Annotated in this window: 14 protein-coding genes; 11 read left to right on the top strand and 3 right to left on the bottom strand. The window is 62.0% G+C overall.

From position 1 onward, the window contains the following. Position 1 precedes the first annotated feature (1 nt). The gene (locus AC1Q6Y_RS27010; RefSeq protein ID WP_492625529.1) at positions 2–1,288 is read left to right on the top strand and encodes an NAD(P)/FAD-dependent oxidoreductase; all 1,287 of its coding nucleotides are present in this window, start codon (positions 2–4) and stop codon (positions 1,286–1,288) included. 25 nt (positions 1,289–1,313) lie between these two features. Here the strand turns inward: AC1Q6Y_RS27010 and AC1Q6Y_RS27005 are convergent, their stop codons facing one another. Further along, positions 1,314–1,937: an NIPSNAP family protein gene (locus AC1Q6Y_RS27005; RefSeq protein WP_492625528.1), complete on the bottom strand. Its 624-nt coding sequence runs from the start codon at positions 1,935–1,937 to the stop codon at positions 1,314–1,316. 250 nt (positions 1,938–2,187) lie between these two features. Here AC1Q6Y_RS27005 and leuC point away from each other — a divergent pair, with 250 nt between their 5' ends. Continuing rightward, on the top strand, positions 2,188–3,609 hold the full coding sequence (leuC, locus tag AC1Q6Y_RS27000; RefSeq protein WP_492625527.1) for a 3-isopropylmalate dehydratase large subunit: 1,422 nt from the start codon (positions 2,188–2,190) through the stop codon (positions 3,607–3,609). A 3-nt stretch (positions 3,610–3,612) separates the two neighbouring features. Beyond that, complete coding sequence (gene leuD / locus AC1Q6Y_RS26995; RefSeq protein WP_492625526.1) at positions 3,613–4,221, top strand: 3-isopropylmalate dehydratase small subunit; 609 nt, start codon at positions 3,613–3,615, stop codon at positions 4,219–4,221. 144 nt (positions 4,222–4,365) lie between these two features. Here the strand turns inward: leuD and AC1Q6Y_RS26990 are convergent, their stop codons facing one another. After that, positions 4,366–5,283, bottom strand: a complete 918-nt coding sequence (locus AC1Q6Y_RS26990; RefSeq protein ID WP_057715257.1) for a LysR substrate-binding domain-containing protein — start codon at positions 5,281–5,283, stop codon at positions 4,366–4,368. Between the two features lie 128 nt (positions 5,284–5,411). Between AC1Q6Y_RS26990 and AC1Q6Y_RS26985 the strand changes: the two genes are divergently transcribed. Continuing rightward, on the top strand, positions 5,412–6,758 hold the full coding sequence (locus tag AC1Q6Y_RS26985) for a 2-hydroxycarboxylate transporter family protein (RefSeq protein WP_492625525.1): 1,347 nt from the start codon (positions 5,412–5,414) through the stop codon (positions 6,756–6,758). 53 nt (positions 6,759–6,811) lie between these two features. On the opposite strand, the gene AC1Q6Y_RS26980 is transcribed toward AC1Q6Y_RS26985, so the two are convergent. Beyond that, positions 6,812–7,585, bottom strand: coding sequence for an AraC family transcriptional regulator (locus tag AC1Q6Y_RS26980; RefSeq protein WP_057715259.1), 774 nt, complete (start codon positions 7,583–7,585; stop codon positions 6,812–6,814). A 133-nt stretch (positions 7,586–7,718) separates the two neighbouring features. Between AC1Q6Y_RS26980 and AC1Q6Y_RS26975 the strand changes: the two genes are divergently transcribed. The 7 genes from AC1Q6Y_RS26975 (at position 7,719) to AC1Q6Y_RS26945 (ending at position 15,833) form a co-directional block, all read left to right on the top strand. Further along, on the top strand, positions 7,719–8,939 hold the full coding sequence (locus AC1Q6Y_RS26975) for an MFS transporter (RefSeq protein ID WP_056727878.1): 1,221 nt from the start codon (positions 7,719–7,721) through the stop codon (positions 8,937–8,939). A gap of 171 nt (positions 8,940–9,110) precedes the next feature. Continuing rightward, entirely contained in the window at positions 9,111–9,935 is an 825-nt protein-coding gene (locus AC1Q6Y_RS26970; RefSeq protein WP_150814504.1) for a response regulator transcription factor, read from the top strand. 357 nt (positions 9,936–10,292) lie between these two features. Next, entirely contained in the window at positions 10,293–11,408 is a 1,116-nt protein-coding gene (locus tag AC1Q6Y_RS26965) for an ABC transporter ATP-binding protein (RefSeq protein ID WP_090454925.1), read from the top strand. A gap of 39 nt (positions 11,409–11,447) precedes the next feature. After that, positions 11,448–12,590, top strand: coding sequence for an ABC transporter substrate-binding protein (locus AC1Q6Y_RS26960; RefSeq protein WP_492588720.1), 1,143 nt, complete (start codon positions 11,448–11,450; stop codon positions 12,588–12,590). A 31-nt stretch (positions 12,591–12,621) separates the two neighbouring features. Continuing rightward, a complete protein-coding gene (locus tag AC1Q6Y_RS26955; protein WP_349736185.1) occupies positions 12,622–13,539 on the top strand; it encodes an ABC transporter permease in 918 nt (305 codons plus the stop codon). A 1-nt stretch (position 13,540) separates the two neighbouring features. Beyond that, complete coding sequence (locus tag AC1Q6Y_RS26950) at positions 13,541–14,368, top strand: ABC transporter permease (RefSeq protein ID WP_057715265.1); 828 nt, start codon at positions 13,541–13,543, stop codon at positions 14,366–14,368. Continuing rightward, a complete protein-coding gene (locus AC1Q6Y_RS26945; RefSeq protein ID WP_492625524.1) occupies positions 14,361–15,833 on the top strand; it encodes an aldehyde dehydrogenase family protein in 1,473 nt (490 codons plus the stop codon). Before AC1Q6Y_RS26950 ends, AC1Q6Y_RS26945 begins: the two co-directional genes overlap by 8 nt. The last annotated feature ends 562 nt before the right edge of the window (positions 15,834–16,395 follow it).

The raw sequence follows: 16,395 nt of genomic DNA, 5'->3' as shown, positions 1-16,395 counted from the left end.
CATGTCCAACGACTCCCTTTTCAACAGCCCCAATACAGTGTCGGACGTTGCCGTGATCGGCGCCGGGATCATCGGCGTCGCCTGCGCCCTGCGCCTGGCGCGCCAGGGCCGGCGGGTGGTGGTCATCGATCAGCAGGAGCCCGGTCGTGGCGCCTCGTTCGGCAATGCCGGGCACCTGGCCACCGAGCAGGTGTTCCCCATCGCCGACCTATCGATCCTCAAACGCCTGCCCGCCATGCTCATGGACCCGATGGGCCCGCTGCGCCTGGACTGGAAATACATGCCCCGGGCCCTGCCCTGGTTCGCACGCCTGTTGCTCAACCTGCGACCGGCGCCGTTCCAGCGCACCGTGGCCGGCATCCGCGCGCTCAATGAAAGCAGCCTGGGGGCCTGGCACCGGTTGCTGGAGACCATCGAACGTCCCCAGTTGCTGAAGGAAGACGGCTCGTTGCTGGTGTTCGAGCGCGCCGACTCGCAACAGGCCATCGAAGCGCTACAGGCGCGCATGCGCCAGCAGCAAGTGCCGGTGGATTTCTGGCGGGCCAAGGCGGTACGCGATGCGGCGCCGCAACTCAGCGAGCAGCTCCGGGGCGGATTGTTCTTCCCGCGCACCGGGCATTTTCTCGATCCCTTCCAGGTGGTCGGCGAACTGGTGCACGCGGCCAAAAGCAGCGGCGTGCAGTTCCTCAAGCAGCGGGTCGAGGGTGGGCAATTGAATGAAAGCGGCGTGTCGTTGATCACCGATCAAGGACGCGTCAGCAGTCGACACGTGCTGGTTGCCTGTGGCGCCCATTCCGCCAAGCTCACCGCTGCATTGACCGGCAAGAAGGTGCCGCTGGACACCGAGCGCGGCTATCACCTGATGCTGCCCCACGAGCACGAACGCTTGCCGTTTGCCGTCACTTCACTGGAACGCAAGTTCATCATGACGCCGATGACTGACGGGCTGCGCCTGGCCGGCACCGTCGAGTTCGCCGGTCTCGACTGCCCACCGACCATGGAACGCGCCTGGCAGTTGCACCGCCTGAGCAAAGGCCTGTTCAAACGCGACCTGAGTGCTGAAGCCGCCACGCCGTGGATGGGTTTCCGGCCGTCCTTGCCCGACTCCCTGCCGATCATCGACCGGGTGTGCGACGGCAGGGTCCTGCTCGCCTTCGGTCATCAGCATCTGGGGTTGACCCAGGCGGCGGTCACGGCGGAAATGATCGCGCAAATGGCCTCGCCCTTGACTGGCACCCAGCCCCACAGCCTGCCAGCGACTGCGCCGTACAGGCTGGATCGTTTCTGAGGACCCCGGTCGCGCCGAGCCCGGGTCATTGCAAGGGCGAGAACTTCGCGGGCAGGTAGATCGTCGAGCGCATGTCACGCAGTTGCGGGCCGGAGTTTTCCGGCGGCCAGACGCCGTCGGCAACCGCTTGGGTGCGTACTTGCAGGCGCTGTTCCAAAGTGGTCCACGGCCAGATGTGCAGATAGCGCGGCAGCGCGCCGTCGGTGGCGTAGAACGCTGCGTACACCGGCGAATACTGTTCGGCGGTTCGCGCTTCGATGGCTTTGCTCCAGCCGTCGAGGGTGGGTTGCAATCCGCTGCTGACCAGGTCGTAGACGCGCAGTTCATAGAACGGACCGTGCTGGCCTGCGCTCAAGGGTTCGAGGAAGGGAAACAGCGTGTAGTTTTCGATGCGCAGATCGGTGATGAACTCGTTGATGCCAAACGCCCCGCCCCCCTGCAGGAAACGCTCGCGCTCGGCTTGCCTCAGGTGTTCGTCGGCGTAGCCACGCAGCACGGCGATCTGGTTCAACTGGCCGATCTCCGAGGCCCAGCAGCCCATTAACACCCCGCCGACTTCCGGCTTCGCCAACTCAGCCTCGATGCGTACCAGCGCATCGACCATCGTGCGCACTCGCACGGTAAAAGTGATCAGTTCAAACAAACGCATAACAACTCCGCCCACCGGTTTGCCAAAAGCACACAGCCTAGGGCAGCCCTCGCAGGCGGGATATTGAGACGAACCCCATCGGTAACGGCATTTGCCGCAGTGTTCTAGGTAGTTTCTTTACGTTGAGCAGCGCCCGGTAATTCACAGATCGTGTTCAATGCCTTCACTTAATGGCGCTTGATGCAGGAATGGCGACGAATATGCTGTGGGTACGTTTCCGTGATCTCGCATGACAACAAGAGCCCACTCCATGCACAGCCCCAGAACGCTCTACCAAAAACACATCGACAGCCACACCGTATGCGCCCTCGACGATCAGGGCCACGTGCTTTTGTACATCGACCGCCAGGTCGCCAACGAATACACCAGCCCGCAAGCCTTCAGTGGCATGCGCGAAGCCGGTCGCAAAGCCTGGCGCCCGGGCGCGACCCTGGCGGTCGTCGACCACGTCAATCCCACGGCACCGACACGCACTGCCGCCATGCCGGACGCTGGCGGCGCTCGTCAGGTGTCTTACTTCGAAGAAAACTGCCGCGACTTCGGTATCGAACTGTTCGACGTGCTGGACAAGCGCCAGGGCATCGAGCACGTCGTGGCCCCCGAACAAGGCTTTATCCTGCCCGGCATGGTCGTTGCCGCCGGCGACAGCCACACCACTACCTACGGTGCCCTCGGTGCCTTCGGTTTCGGCATTGGCACTTCGGAAATCGAACACCTGCTGGCCTCGCAAACCTTGGTCTACAAGCGCCTGAAGACAATGCGCGTGACGGTTAACGGTGTACTCGGTACGGGCGTGACGTCCAAGGACATCATCATGGCCCTGATCGAAAAAATCGGCGCTTCCGGTGCCACCGGCTATGCCATCGAGTTCGCCGGCCCGGCGATCAGCGACCTCAGCGTCGAAGCGCGCATGACCATCTGCAACATGGCCGTCGAAGCGGGCGCCCGAGGCGCGTTCATGGCCCCGGATGACAAGGTCTTTGCTTATCTGCAACACAAACCCCGTGCCCCCCAAGGCCAACTGTGGGAACAGGCCGTCGCAAAATGGCGCGGCCTGCACAGCGACGAAGGTGCGGTGTTCGATCGCGAAGTCACCCTGGATGTCGCGGCGCTCGAACCCATGGTCACCTGGGGCACCAGCCCCGATCAGGCCGCATCGGTGGGCGGGCATGTGCCGGACCCGGCCGCGCAACCTGACTTGATCCTGCGTCAGGGCATGCAACGCGCCCTGAACTACATGGGCCTGGCACCGGGCATGCCGCTCAGCGACGTGGTGATCAGCCACGCCTTCATCGGCTCATGCACCAACGCGCGCATCGAAGACCTGCGCGACGTCGCCCGCGTCGTGCGCGGCAAACGGGTGGCGTCGCACGTGCGGGCGATGATCGTGCCCGGTTCGACACTGGTACGTGATCAGGCCGAAGACGAAGGACTGGCGCAGATCTTCCTCGACGCCGGGTTTGAATGGCGCCAGTCGGGTTGCTCGATGTGCCTGGCCATGAATGACGACGTGCTCGCCCCCGGTGATCGCTGCGCCTCAAGCACCAACCGCAACTTCGAAGGCCGCCAAGGCGCCGGTGCGCGCACCCATTTGATGAGCCCGGCCATGGTCGCCGCCGCAGCGATTACCGGGCACCTGACCGACGTGCGCACCTTCGCGCTGGAGGCTTGAACCATGCAACCTTTCGATTTCGTCAGCGGCAGCGCCGCCCCGCTCCTGGCCTCCAACATCGACACCGACGTGATCATGCCCAAGCAGTTCCTCAAAGGGATTGATCGCAAGGGGCTGGACAAGGGGCTGTTCTTTGACTTGAGGTTCCTTGAGTCCGGCGAACCCAATCCCGGGTTCATCCTCAACCAGCCGGCCTGGAACGACGCTGCGTTCCTGGTGGTGGGTCCCAATTTCGGCTGTGGTTCGAGCCGCGAACATGCGGTCTGGGGGCTGAAACAGGTCGGCATACGCGCCCTGATCGGCACCAGCTTCGCCGGTATTTTCTACGACAATTGCCAACGCAATGGCGTGTTGGCGATCCAGCTGACCGAGGTTCAACTCAATCAGATTGCCGCGTTGACCAGCAACCCGGCAACGGCTCGAATCAGCGTCAATCTGCCGGAACAAACCATCGAACTGGCAGACGGCAACGTGATCCCGTTCGGGATCGATGAACTGCGCAAGCAATCATTGCTGCTGGGGCTGGATGCCATTGGCACCACGTTGCAACGCGCCGAACAGATTCGCAGCTTCGAGGCCCGGCATCTGGCGGAAAATCCCTGGTTGGGCTGATGCAAAACCCCGGCGGCGGATCTAATGCTCTGTAGGAGCGAGCTCGCTCGCGATGGACTCAACGGCACCGCGTTTAACCAGTAAACACGCGTTATCGTTAACGACCATCGCGAGCGAGCTCGCTCCTACAGAGATGCCGGTGGTTCATTCAACTGAAAGATGACGAAAGTATTCCTCGAGAAACTCGACGCAAACCCGCAGCTTGGCCGACTGGCTCAACCGCGTCGGGTACACCGCCCAGACGTTGGCGCTCTGGGTGTAATCGTGCAGCACCTGCACCAGTCGCCCCTGCTCCAGCATCGGCTTCACATCCCACATCGAGCGCAACAGGATCCCGCCGCCACTCAGGGCCCACTGCAACACGATCTCACCGTTGTTGGACGATAACGGCCCGCTGACGCGTACCGATTCTTCCTGCCCGTCCTTCGTCAGGCTCCACACGCCGAACGCGTTGTTGCGTTCCTTGAGCACCAGGCAATCGTGGTCTTTCAAGTCCGCCAGCGATTGCGGCACACCCCTGCGCTCCAGGTATTCGGGCGTCGCACACAGCACCCGCCGGTTGCTCACCAGTTTGCGTCCCAGGTGCTGGCCCGGCAGGTCATCACCCACGCGGATTTCCAGATCGAAGCCCTCGCCGACGATGTCGACCACGCGATCAAACACGTCCAGGCGCAATTCAAGCCTGGGATAGGTTTGCGACAGCTCGCAGATCGCCGGTGCCACATGGTTGCGCCCGAAACCGAAGCTGCTGCAGATGTGCAGCGAACCCATCGGCTGTTGCCGCGCCTGTGATATTTCGCCGACGAAGTCATCGAAGTCACCGAGCAACTTCTCCGCCCACACCCGCACCCGCTCGCCGTCGTCAGTCAGCGCGATGCGCCGTGTGGTGCGGTGCAGCAGCCGAGTCGAGAGCGTGGTTTCCAGCACGGAGATGCGTTTGCTGATGTAGGCCGGTGAATACCCCAGCTCCTCGGCGGCGCTGGCGAAGCCGTTTTTTCGAACGACGGTGAGGAACACCTTGAGGTCTTCAGGCAAGGGAAATTGATCACGATTCGTGTTCATACGCCTCATACTTTCGCTGTTTATTGCGCTATTAGCGAAGGATACCATCGATCTACCGAGTGGCAATCCATCCCCGGCCAACCGTGGTTTCTGAATCCTCGATAAAAACAACATGAGGAAAGCGCGACATGAACAAGCCCTATGAGCAATCCCTGAAAATCGAAACCGCCTCCGACGGCGGGTTTGTGCAACGCCTGCGCAGCCTGTGCGCCTACGAAATCGGCGTCATCCCGCTGCCGATCTTTCTCGGCATCGCGGTCATCGTTTATCTCTCGGCCCATCTGGGCTTCCTGCCCAAGAACATGATCGGCGGGCTCGCAGTCATCATGACCATGGGCGTGTTTTTCGGTCAAATGGGCTCGCGCCTGCCGATCCTCAAGGAAATCGGCGGCGGTGCCATCCTGTGCCTGATGCTGCCATCGATCCTGGTGTTCTACGGCTTCTTCGGACCGGCGACGATCGACGCCACCAAAATGCTGATGAAAGAAGCCAACTTCCTTTACTTCGTGATCGCCAGCCTGGTGGTCGGCAGCATTCTGGGCATGAGCCGTTTCATTCTGGTCCAGGGCATGCTGCGGATGTTCATTCCCTTGCTCGTCGGCACCCTGACCGCCGTTGCCAGCGGGTTGATCGTTGGCAAGTTGGTCGGCTACAGCTTCCACCACACGTTCTTTTTCATCATCGTGCCGATCATTGGCGGCGGGATCGGCGAAGGGATACTGCCCCTGTCGCTGGCCTACTCGGCAATCCTCGGCGGCACGCCGGATATCTACGTGGCTCAACTGGCGCCCGCCGCCGTGGTCGGCAACATCGTGGCGATCATCTGTGCCGGTTACCTGGCGCGCCTGGCCCTCAAGCGCCCGACCATCAATGGCGAAGGCTCGCTGATTCGCGCCAAGGACGAGAATGACCAATTCCTGGTCAAGGAAGATACAGGCACTATTGTCGACTTCCGCGTCATGGGTGCAGGGGTGCTGGTAATCTGCGCGTTCTTCGTCCTCGGCGGCCTGCTGGAAAAAGTCGTGGGCATTCCCGGCCCGGTGATGATGATCCTCGCGGCGGTGCTGTTTAAGTACCTTCGGGTGCTGCCGGAAAAACTCGAGAAAGGCGCCAACAGCTTTTACAAACTGGTGTCATCGGCGTTCATCTGGCCGGTGATGATCGGCCTGGGCATGCTCTACGTGCCGCTGGACAGTGTGGTGAAAGTGTTCTCGGTCGGCTACGTGCTGGTATGCGTCTCGGTGGTGGTGTCGATGACCGTAGCCGGCTTCTTCATCGGCAACCTGATGAAGATGTACCCCATCGAATCGGCCATCGTGACCTGCTGTCACAGCGGCCTGGGCGGCACCGGAGACGTGGCGATCCTCTCGGCTTCCAACCGCATGTCGCTGATGCCGTTCGCGCAGATCTCCACGCGCATTGGCGGTGCCTCGACGGTGATTCTGGCGACGATACTGTTGCGGCTTTTTGTTTGACGCGGTGCCGGTGACCCGAGGGTGTTCTCTTGTGCGAGAGAACACCCTTTCCATCACTTGAAAAAATCGCTCGGCGTCTTGCCGAACTGCTTCTTGAACATGGTCGTGAATGCGCTTGGGCTGTCGTATCCCAGCTCCCCGGCGATGTCGATGATCTTCTCCCCGACGGCTATCCGTTCCAGCGCCAACAGCAGTCGCGCTTGCTGGCGCCATTGGCCGAAAGTCATGCCGGTTTCCTTGCGAAACCTGCGCTGGATGGTTTTGGCGTCGAGGCTCAACCGGGCACTCCAGTCCGACAACGTCGAGCCATCCCCAGGGTCACGCTGCAACGCACTACAAATCAGGTTGATACGTTGGTCGGCGGGCTGCGGCAGGTTCAATGGCAAGGTCGGCAGGATCGTCAGCTCATCCAGGATCAGCCGCAGCACCCGGGCTTCCCGCGAGTCCGGATTGCAGGCGAAATCGAAATCGACCGAGACCTTGATCAACTCACTCAGCAATGCGGAAACACTCACCGCCCGGGTTTCGGCAGGCAGATCCGGGCTCGCGTCAGGGTGCACGAAAACACTGCGCATCTTGATCGCCCCCACACAGCGAATCGAATGCACTTCACCGCTCGGCATCCAGATGCCACGGCTCGGCGGCACCGTCCATTGGCTGGTGGCCGCGTGCACCACCATCACGCCTTCGATGGCATAGATCAGTTGATGCTTTTCATGGGAGTGCGGCGGGATGAACCAGTTTTCCGGGTAGTCGGTCGCACTGCTGCGTACGCTCCAGCCACCCTGGTCGATCTCCGCGAGAAATGTCTGCAATGGTTTGATCATGACGCCCTTTTTGCGATGGTCCATGCCCTAGTTGCGCGAGACGGGCGCCGTTGAGGCCCCTAGGATAACGCCGAACCCTGAAATTGGCTGCGCCTTGCGTTCGCAGTTAGCGTTTTTATCCGGAAACTCGCCCATGTCGACCACTACCCTGAGCTCTCCCTCACCCACCGCTTCGGTGGCTAGCCAGGCCAGCCCCCTGGTCATGCGCGTCATCGGCGCCTGTGCGCTGGCGCACCTGATCAACGACCTGATCCAAGCCGTGCTGCCGTCGATCTACCCGATGCTCAAGGCCAGTTATGGCCTGAGTTTCACCCAGGTCGGCCTGATCACCCTGACCTTCCAGCTCACCGCCTCGCTGCTGCAACCGTGGATCGGTTTCTACACCGACCGTCATCCCAAACCGTGGCTGTTGCCGGCCGGCATGGTCTGCACCCTGATCGGTATTCTGATGCTGTCGATGGTCGGCAGCTTCCCGGCCATTCTCGTGGCCTCGGCGCTGGTGGGCGTAGGTTCGTCGACCTTTCACCCGGAGACCTCGCGGGTGGCGCGCCTGGCTTCGGGCGGTCGCTACGGCCTGGCGCAGTCGACCTTCCAGGTCGGTGGCAACGCCGGTAGCGCCTTCGGCCCATTGCTGGCCGCCGCGATCATCATTCCGTACGGCCAGGGCAACGTCGCCTGGTTCGGCCTGTTCGCGGTGTTTGCCATCCTCGTGCAATACGGCCTGAGCCGCTGGTACCGCAATCACCTGAACCTGTTCAAGCTCAAGCAAGGCAGCAAGGCCACCCACGGCCTGTCGAAACGGCGGGTGACATTCGCCCTGGTGGTGCTGGCGCTGCTGGTGTTCTCCAAATACTTCTACATGGCCAGCTTCACCAGTTACTTCACCTTCTACCTGATCGAGAAGTTCGACCTGTCGGTGGCCAGTTCGCAGCTGTACCTGTTCCTGTTTCTTGGCGCCGTCGCGGCGGGCACGTTCTTTGGTGGCCCGATCGGCGACCGGATCGGCCGCAAGCAGGTGATCTGGTTTTCCATCCTCGGCGCTGCGCCCTTCACCCTCGCCCTGCCCTACGTCGACCTGTTCTGGACGGGTGTGCTGAGCATGATCATCGGCTTCATCCTCGCCTCGGCGTTCTCGGCCATCGTGGTCTTCGCCCAGGAACTGGTGCCCGGCAACGTCGGCATGATCGCCGGGGTGTTCTTCGGCCTGATGTTCGGTTTCGGCGGAATCGGTGCCGCGCTGCTGGGGCACCTGGCGGATATCCATGGCATCGAGTACGTGTACACGCTGTGTTCGTTCCTGCCGTTACTGGGAATTCTGACGATCCTGTTGCCTTCGACCCGGAGTGCTCGCTAAAGGATTCAGCCGATCATTTTTGATACCTGCCCTGTAGCACTCGGTAACACCAAGCCCTGTTGCGGTGCGTCTTCGCCACGACGCACCGCCAACCGCCGCGCTTCACACGGGCAATACCGCCATGGCGTACTTTGTGCATCCAAAGGCCATCCTCTTCTGCCTGTAGCCGCCATGCGCCCCAAGGAACTGAAACTCTGGACCACCGGTGTCGCCCACCTGCTCGACCTGCCTGCCGGGCATGGGCGGCTGTCGGGGTTGAGCCATTGGCTTCGGCAAATCTGCCCGGTCGATCATTTCGTGTTGTTTGTCTACGAAGGCAATCACCGGCCACTGGCGTTGTTCGATACGTTCTCTGCGGACAAGCGGGCGGTGTATGTCGACGACTATCAGTGCGGGCCTTACCTGCTCGATCCGTTCTACCTGGCTTGTACCCGTGGGCAGGCGCCGGGGCTGTGGCGTCTGCGCCAGTTCGCCCCCGACCACTTCTACCTCGGCGAATACTTCCTGACCTATTACCAGCAAACCGGACTGGCCGAGGAAGTGGCGTTCTTCGTCGACCTCGGCGGTGGCGCCATGGCGGTGTTGTCGCTGATGCGCTCCAGCGCCAGCTGTGCATTCAGCCGGGACGAAATGCAACTGGTCGAGTGCGCGCAAGCGGTGGTCGAGCAAGTCATCAATGAGGCCTGGCGCTTGCGTCAGGCTCAGGAACCGCGACCGGCGCAGGACCTGGACTTCAAGATCCGCGAAGCCTTCGACCACTTCGGTGCGCACATCCTCACCGGACGCGAGCAGGAAATCGTTCAACTGTTGCTGCGCGGCCACTCCAGCGCCTCGGTGGCCGAACAACTGAACATCAGCCCCGGCACGGTGAAGATTCACCGCAAGAACATCTACGCCAAGCTGGGCATTGGCAGCCAGTCGGAGTTGCTGGGGTTGTTTATTCGGGAGCTGACGGAGGATCCGTTGCAGGCCCCTGGCCTGAAGCTGCAAGCCTGATCCCTGTCGGCTAGCAGCCCCCCCTGTGGGAGCGAGCTCGCTCGCGATTGCGGCCTTACATTCAACATCCAAGTGTCTGACACACCGCCATCGCGAGCAAGCTCGCTCCCACAATGGTCGGCGGTGTAAACAAAATTTGTATTCACCTCAAATCCCTGTAGGAGCGAGCCTGCTCGCGATGGTCGTTAACGAATACGCGTGATGACTGGCTGAACGCAGTGCTCTTGGGTCCATCGCGAGCAAGCTCGCTCCTACGACAATCCGCTTCTATCCCCCAAGGGATATATACACCGCAAAACCCCGATTGCTAGTTTGGCCCCCGACGCACTGATTCATCACTGCAAGGGAGCCCGTCTCGTGAACAACACCCCGCCAAGCGATATCGAATTCTGCAATGTGGTCAAACGCTATGGCGAGGTGCAGGCCGTCGGCGGTCTGAATTTCGCGGTGCGCCGTGGCTCGTTTCATTCCTTCCTCGGCGGCTCGGGCTGCGGCAAGACCACCACCCTGCGCATGATCGCCGGCTTCGAACAGCCCACCAGCGGCGAGGTCCGCTTGGCCGGCAAGAGCGTTGCCGGCGTGCCGGCCTTCGAGCGGCCGGTGAACATGGTGTTCCAGCATTACGCGCTGTTCCCGCACCTGACCGTGGCGCAGAACATTGCCTATGGCCTGCGCTATCGCACCCCGCGCCCTGACAAAAAACAGCAACTGCGCATGGCCGATGAAGCACTGGAAATGGTGCGCCTTAGCGGCTTCGGCCAGCGCAAGCCGAGCGAGCTTTCCGGCGGCCAGCAGCAGCGTGTCGCCCTCGCCCGCGCCTTGGTCAACAAGCCGACGGTGTTGCTGCTCGACGAGCCACTGGCCGCGCTGGACCGCAAGCTGCGCAAGGAGATGCAATCGGAATTGCTGCGCTTGCAACGCGAGGTCGGCATCACCTTCGTGCTGGTCACCCACGACCAGGAAGAAGCCCTGTCGATGAGTGACAGCATCAGCGTGATGCACAACGGTTCGATCATCCAGACCGCCACTCCGGAACAACTCTATGAAGCCCCGGCCAGCCGCTACGTGGCGGATTTTATCGGTGAGTCCAATCTGTTCGACGGCACCGTGCGCCAGCTCAATGGCAACTCCGTGGTGCTGCGCACCGAGCAAGGGCTGGAACTGACCAGCCCCCTCACCCCCACCGGCAAAGCCCTGAGCGCCAACGCCGCCGGTTGCATTGCGGTGCGGCCTGAGCTGATCAGCATCGCCGGGGCCAACGCCGAGATGACCCGGGAAGTGAAGCTGCCGGGCTGCGTTGAAGATCGCATTTATCTGGGCAATTCCACCGAGTACCGCGTGCGCACCCAGGCCTTTGGCGTGGTTTGCGTACGGGTTCCGCGCCAGCAGGATCACGGCGCCAATGCATTCGAACACGGCGCGGCAGTGCGCGTCGGCTGGGATCACGCCAATGGCCTGGCCATGGCGTTGTAAATCATCGATTCGTTTCATCAACCGGATGTGGAGCGTGCTATGGACCAGAAGACTTTTATAAAAACCCTGCGCAGCTGGCAGAACGGCTCGATCAGCCGCCGTGAGTTCCTTGGCCGCACGGGCCTTGGGATCGCCGCCGCTGTGGTCGCGACCAACATGCCCGGCCTGCTGACCTCCACCGCAGAAGCCGCCGAGCAAACCAGGCTCGGTGATCGCCTGTCGCTGGCGACCTGGCCGAACTACCACAGCCAGGAAAACCTCGACGCCTTCGGCAAGACCACAGGCGCCCGGGTGTCGATGAGCGTGTTCGGTTCCAACGAGGAAATGCTCGCCAAATTACAGGCCGGCGGCAGTGGCTGGGACGTGCTGGTGCCGACCAACTACACCATCAGCACCTACGTCGGCCTGGGCCTGATCGAGCCGCTGGACCTGTCGCGCATCCCCAACTTCGACGCCTCGGCGTTCCAGCAAAAGTTCATGGCCCAGGGCACGGTGGACGGCAAGGTCTACGCGGTACCGAAAAACTGGGGCACCACCGGCATGCTCTACGACGCCGGCAAACTGAAAAACGGCCCAGCCAGCTGGAAGGAATTCTGGGCCGCCGCCCAAGGCCCGGCCAGTGGCCGGACAATTGTCCACGACTACCAGTTGACCGCCATCGGCAACGCGCTGAAAAGCTTTGGCTACAGCTTCAACTCCCTGGACCCGAAAGAACTGGCCGATGCCGAAAAGCTGCTGATCGAGGTCAAGCCACACCTGTTCGCGATCAACTCCGACATCCAGCCGTCGATGCGCAGCGGCGATGCCTGGCTGGCGATGTCGTGGACCGGCGACGCCTCGCAACTGCACCGCGACAACGCGCAAATGCAGTTCGAACTGGGCAAGGAAGGTGGCGAGTTGTGGAGCGACTTCTTCGCGATTCCCAAAAGCTCGGAGCACAAGGATGCCGCCTACGCGTTCATCAACTACCTGCTCGATCCGCAGCACAACAAGCTGGAAGTGCTGAGCCACGGCTACCCGAGCGGCGACAAGCGTGTCGACGCGCTGCTGCCTGTGGCGATGCTCGACGATCCGATCATGTACCCGGCCGCCGAGGCCCTGAGCCCGCTGGAGTTCGGGGCTGCCGCCACGCTGACCAGCCCGGCGCGCGCCGAACTGATGGCGCGATTCAAGTCTGCCTGATCGCTTGACCATGGCCAATGAGGAGTCACCCATGAATGCCGCCGCCCACCCGCAAACGGTGCAGCCGGGCCATGCCCTGTCGGTCGAGGTTCGCCAACGGCGCACCCTCGGCCGGCGCATTACCCTGCTGATGCTCTTGCCTTCGACTCTGTGGTTCCTGCTGCTGTTGTTGATGCCGCTGGTGATCATCCTGGTCTTCAGTTTCGGCGAGCGCAGCGCCGTGGGCGGTTACGCCGGTGGCTTCACACTGGCCAACTACCTGAACCTCGGTTCTCGCGGCGCGGCGTTCAGCAACACGCTGATGTTGGCGCCGCTGGGCACCCTGGTGTGCCTGGTGGCGGCTTATCCATTGGCGTACTTCCTTGCGGTCAAGGTCACAAGGAACCGCTCGCTGTTGCTGACCCTGGTGATCGTGCCGTTCTGGACCAGTTTCCTGATCCGCACCTACGCGTGGATTTTCATCCTCAGCGGCAAGGGCATCCCGGCGCTGCTGGCCAGCCTGGGTCTTGAGGATGTACGGCTGATCAACACGCCGTGGGCGGTGCTGATCGGCATCGTCTACGGCTACCTGCCGCTGATGGTGTTCCCGATCTACGTCAGCCTGGAAAAACTCGACAAGCGCCTGCTCGAAGCCTCGGCGGACCTCGGTGCCAGCGCCTTCGAAAGTTTCCGCCGGATCACCCTGCCGCTGTCCGCGCCGGGGATCATCACTGGGGTGATGCTGGTGTTCATCCTGCTGATGGGCGAGTTCCTGATCCCGGCCATTCTCGGCGGCGGCAAGGTGTTCTTTGTCGGCAACGCGCTGGTCGACCTGTTCCTGCAATCGCGCAACTGGCCGTTCGGCAGTGCGCTGGCCATGACGTTGGTGGCGATGATGCTGCTGATCATCGGCGTGTATCTGAAACTGGTGGCGCGCTACGGCGGCCGCCCTGCCGACGGAGGCCTGTGACATGTGGCTGCGCAGCTATTCAACCTCGCTGTACCTGTTTCTCTACGCGCCGATTGCCTTGATCGTGCTGTTCAGCTTCAACGCCGGGCGCAGTGGCCTGGCGTTCCAGTGCTGCTCGGTGCAATGGTTCGGCACCGCGTTCGGCAACCCGTTCATCATGGAAGCCCTGGGCAACAGCGCACTGATCGCCTTCAGTTCGGCGGTGATCGCCACGCTGTTCGGCACCCTGGCGGTGTTCGGCTTGCAGCGCTGCGGCGCCAAGGTGCGGATGCTGTTCGATGCCCTGACCTATTGCGCGATCATCGTGCCGGGCATCGTCATCGGCATCTCGACGCTGATTGCCTTCATCAGCCTGTTCGACCTGATCAACCCGTTGCTGGCGAGCTGGTTGCCAACGGTGCCGAAGTTGAACATGGGGTTCTTCACCGTGATCGCCGCGCATTCGCTTTTCACCATGGCACTGGTGATGGTGATCGTGCGCAGCCGCGTCGATTCCCTGGACAAGGCTTTGCTGGAAGCCTCCGCGGACCTGTACGCGCCACCGATGGACACCTTCTGGCGGGTGACCCTGCCGCAGATCAGCCCCGCGATCATGGCCGGGTTCCTGTTGGCGTTCACCTTCAGCTTCGACGATTTCATCATCGCGTTCTTCGTTGCCGGTTCCGAAACGACGTTGCCGATCTACATCTTTTCCTCCATCCGCCGTGGCGTGACGCCGGAGATCAACGCAATTTCCACGGTAATCATCTGCGTGTCGCTGGCCCTGCTGTTCACTTCCCGCCATCTGCAAAACCGCCGCACCGGCGTCCAGGAGTCGCACCATGCGTGATCAGCTCTATATCAACGGCGAATGGGTCAGCCCGGACCTGGGCGGCTATCTGGACGTGATTGATCCGGCTACCGAACAGGCCTTCCACCGCGTGGCGGCGGGCACCGAAGAAGACGTCGATCATGCCGTGCGTGCGGCCCGGCGTGCCTTCGACAATGGCTGGGGCCAGACCAGCGGCGCCGAGCGCGGGCAATGGCTGGAGGCGCTGGCCGATGAACTGGAAAGTGGCCAGCAGGCGCTGGCGGAACTGGAAGTGCGCGACAACGGCAAACCCTTGCCCGAAGCGCAGTGGGACATTGGCGATGCTATTGGTTGCTTCCGTTATTACGCCGGGTTGGCCCGCGAACTGGATCAGCAACAGGATCAGCCGCTGGACTTGCCGGACGCGCGCTTTCGCTGTCGCATCCGCCACGAACCGATTGGCGTGGCCGGGCAGATCATTCCCTGGAACTACCCGCTGCTGATGGCCGCGTGGAAGGTTGCGCCGGCTTTGGCTGCCGGGGCCACTGTGGTGTTGAAGCCGTCTGAACTGACGCCGCTGACCGCCCTGGAACTGGCCGCTGCCGCCGATCGTATCGGTTTGCCCGCCGGGGTGTTGAACCTGGTCACCGGCCTCGGCGCCGATGCCGGCAGCCCGCTCACCGAGCATCCGGGGGTGGACAAACTGGCCTTCACCGGCAGCGTGCCCACCGGCGCGAAAATCATGTCGGCGGCGGCCCGCGACATCAAGAACATCAGCCTGGAACTGGGGGGCAAGTCTGCGTTCATCGTGTTCGACGACGCCGATGTCGAAGCCGCCGTGGAGTGGATTTTGTTCGGGATTTTCTGGAACCAGGGCCAGGTGTGCAGCGCCACGTCTCGTCTGCTGGTGCAGGAAACCATCGCTACGCGCCTGATCGAACGGCTGGTGGAGGAAACCCGCAAGATCAGCATTGGCCCAGGCATGCAGCCCGGCGTGCTGCTCGGTCCGCTGGTCAGCCAGGGCCAGTACGACAAGGTGCTCGGCTTCATCGACCAGGGCCTGGCCAGTGGCGCCCGTTTGCTCACGGGCGGACGGCGACCGGCGCACTTGCGCGAAGGTTACTTCGTCGAGCCAGCGATTTTCGACGAGCCTGGCCACAGCAGCATTTTGTGGCGCGAAGAAGTGTTCGGCCCGGTGCTGTGCATCAAGCGCTTCAAGACCGAAGAGCAAGCGCTGCAAATGGCCAACGCCAGTCGCTTCGGCCTGGCCGCCGCCGTGATGAGCACGGACTTGCAGCGCACCGCCCGGGTCGCCAACCAGTTGCGTGCAGGGATCGTCTGGGTCAACTGCTCGCAACCGACCTTCGTCGAAGCCCCCTGGGGCGGCATAAAACACAGCGGCATCGGCCGCGAACTGGGCCAATGGGGGTTACACAATTACCTGGAGGTCAAACAGGTGACCGAGTACGTCAGCGACCAGCCTTGGGGGTGGTACTTGAAGTAATCAGGTCAAACTGTGGGAGCGAACTTGCTCGCGATAGCGGTGGGTCAGCCAGTATCTCTGTTGGATGTGCCGGCCTCTTCGCGGGCAAGCCCGCTCCCACAGGGATGGTGGTCGGTCGTTGGATTAGCGTTCACTGAAGATCAAAACTGTGGGAGCGAGCTTGCTCGCGATAGCGGTGGGTCAGCCAACATCTCTGTTGGATGTGCCGGCCTCTTCGCGGGCAAGCCCGCGCCCACAGGGATGGTGGCCAACCGCAGGATTGGCGTTCACTGAAGATCAAAACTGTGGGAGCGAGCTTGCTCGCGATAGCGGTGGGTCAGCCAGTATCGCTGTTGGATGTACCGGCCTCTTCGCGGGCAAGCCCGCTCCCACAGGGATTGTGACTAGCCGCAGGATTGGCGCTCACTGAAAGTCAAAACTGTGGGAGCGAGCTTGCTCGCGATAGCGGTGGGTCAGCCAGTATCTCTGTTGGATGTGCCGGCCTCTTCGCGGGCAAGCTGAACTGGCCTAATAATTCCGGACACCTCTTAAGGGCGATATGATTTCGCCAACTTGGAGGTTC

The organism is Pseudomonas sp. GW823-FHT06E10 (genome assembly GCF_058794995.1).
Note: the sequence above shows the minus strand (reverse complement) of the source record. Positions and strands in the feature narration are given on the sequence as shown.

What these genes read in the sequence shown, in the direction of transcription:
- AC1Q6Y_RS27010 (WP_492625529.1), top strand. Translation starts at nt 2, where the DNA reads ATGTCCAACGACTCCCTTTTCAACAGCCCCAATACAGTGTCGGACGTT.
- leuC (WP_492625527.1), top strand. Translation starts at nt 2,188, where the DNA reads ATGCACAGCCCCAGAACGCTCTACCAAAAACACATCGACAGCCACACC.
- AC1Q6Y_RS26960 (WP_492588720.1), top strand. Translation starts at nt 11,448, where the DNA reads ATGGACCAGAAGACTTTTATAAAAACCCTGCGCAGCTGGCAGAACGGC.
- AC1Q6Y_RS26970 (WP_150814504.1), top strand. Translation starts at nt 9,111, where the DNA reads ATGCGCCCCAAGGAACTGAAACTCTGGACCACCGGTGTCGCCCACCTG.
- AC1Q6Y_RS26975 (WP_056727878.1), top strand. Translation starts at nt 7,719, where the DNA reads ATGTCGACCACTACCCTGAGCTCTCCCTCACCCACCGCTTCGGTGGCT.
- AC1Q6Y_RS26950 (WP_057715265.1), top strand. Translation starts at nt 13,541, where the DNA reads ATGTGGCTGCGCAGCTATTCAACCTCGCTGTACCTGTTTCTCTACGCG.
- AC1Q6Y_RS26955 (WP_349736185.1), top strand. Translation starts at nt 12,622, where the DNA reads ATGAATGCCGCCGCCCACCCGCAAACGGTGCAGCCGGGCCATGCCCTG.
- AC1Q6Y_RS27005 (WP_492625528.1), bottom strand. Translation starts at nt 1,937, where the DNA reads ATGCGTTTGTTTGAACTGATCACTTTTACCGTGCGAGTGCGCACGATG.
- AC1Q6Y_RS26980 (WP_057715259.1), bottom strand. Translation starts at nt 7,585, where the DNA reads ATGATCAAACCATTGCAGACATTTCTCGCGGAGATCGACCAGGGTGGC.
- AC1Q6Y_RS26945 (WP_492625524.1), top strand. Translation starts at nt 14,361, where the DNA reads ATGCGTGATCAGCTCTATATCAACGGCGAATGGGTCAGCCCGGACCTG.
- AC1Q6Y_RS26985 (WP_492625525.1), top strand. Translation starts at nt 5,412, where the DNA reads ATGAACAAGCCCTATGAGCAATCCCTGAAAATCGAAACCGCCTCCGAC.
- leuD (WP_492625526.1), top strand. Translation starts at nt 3,613, where the DNA reads ATGCAACCTTTCGATTTCGTCAGCGGCAGCGCCGCCCCGCTCCTGGCC.
- AC1Q6Y_RS26990 (WP_057715257.1), bottom strand. Translation starts at nt 5,283, where the DNA reads ATGAACACGAATCGTGATCAATTTCCCTTGCCTGAAGACCTCAAGGTG.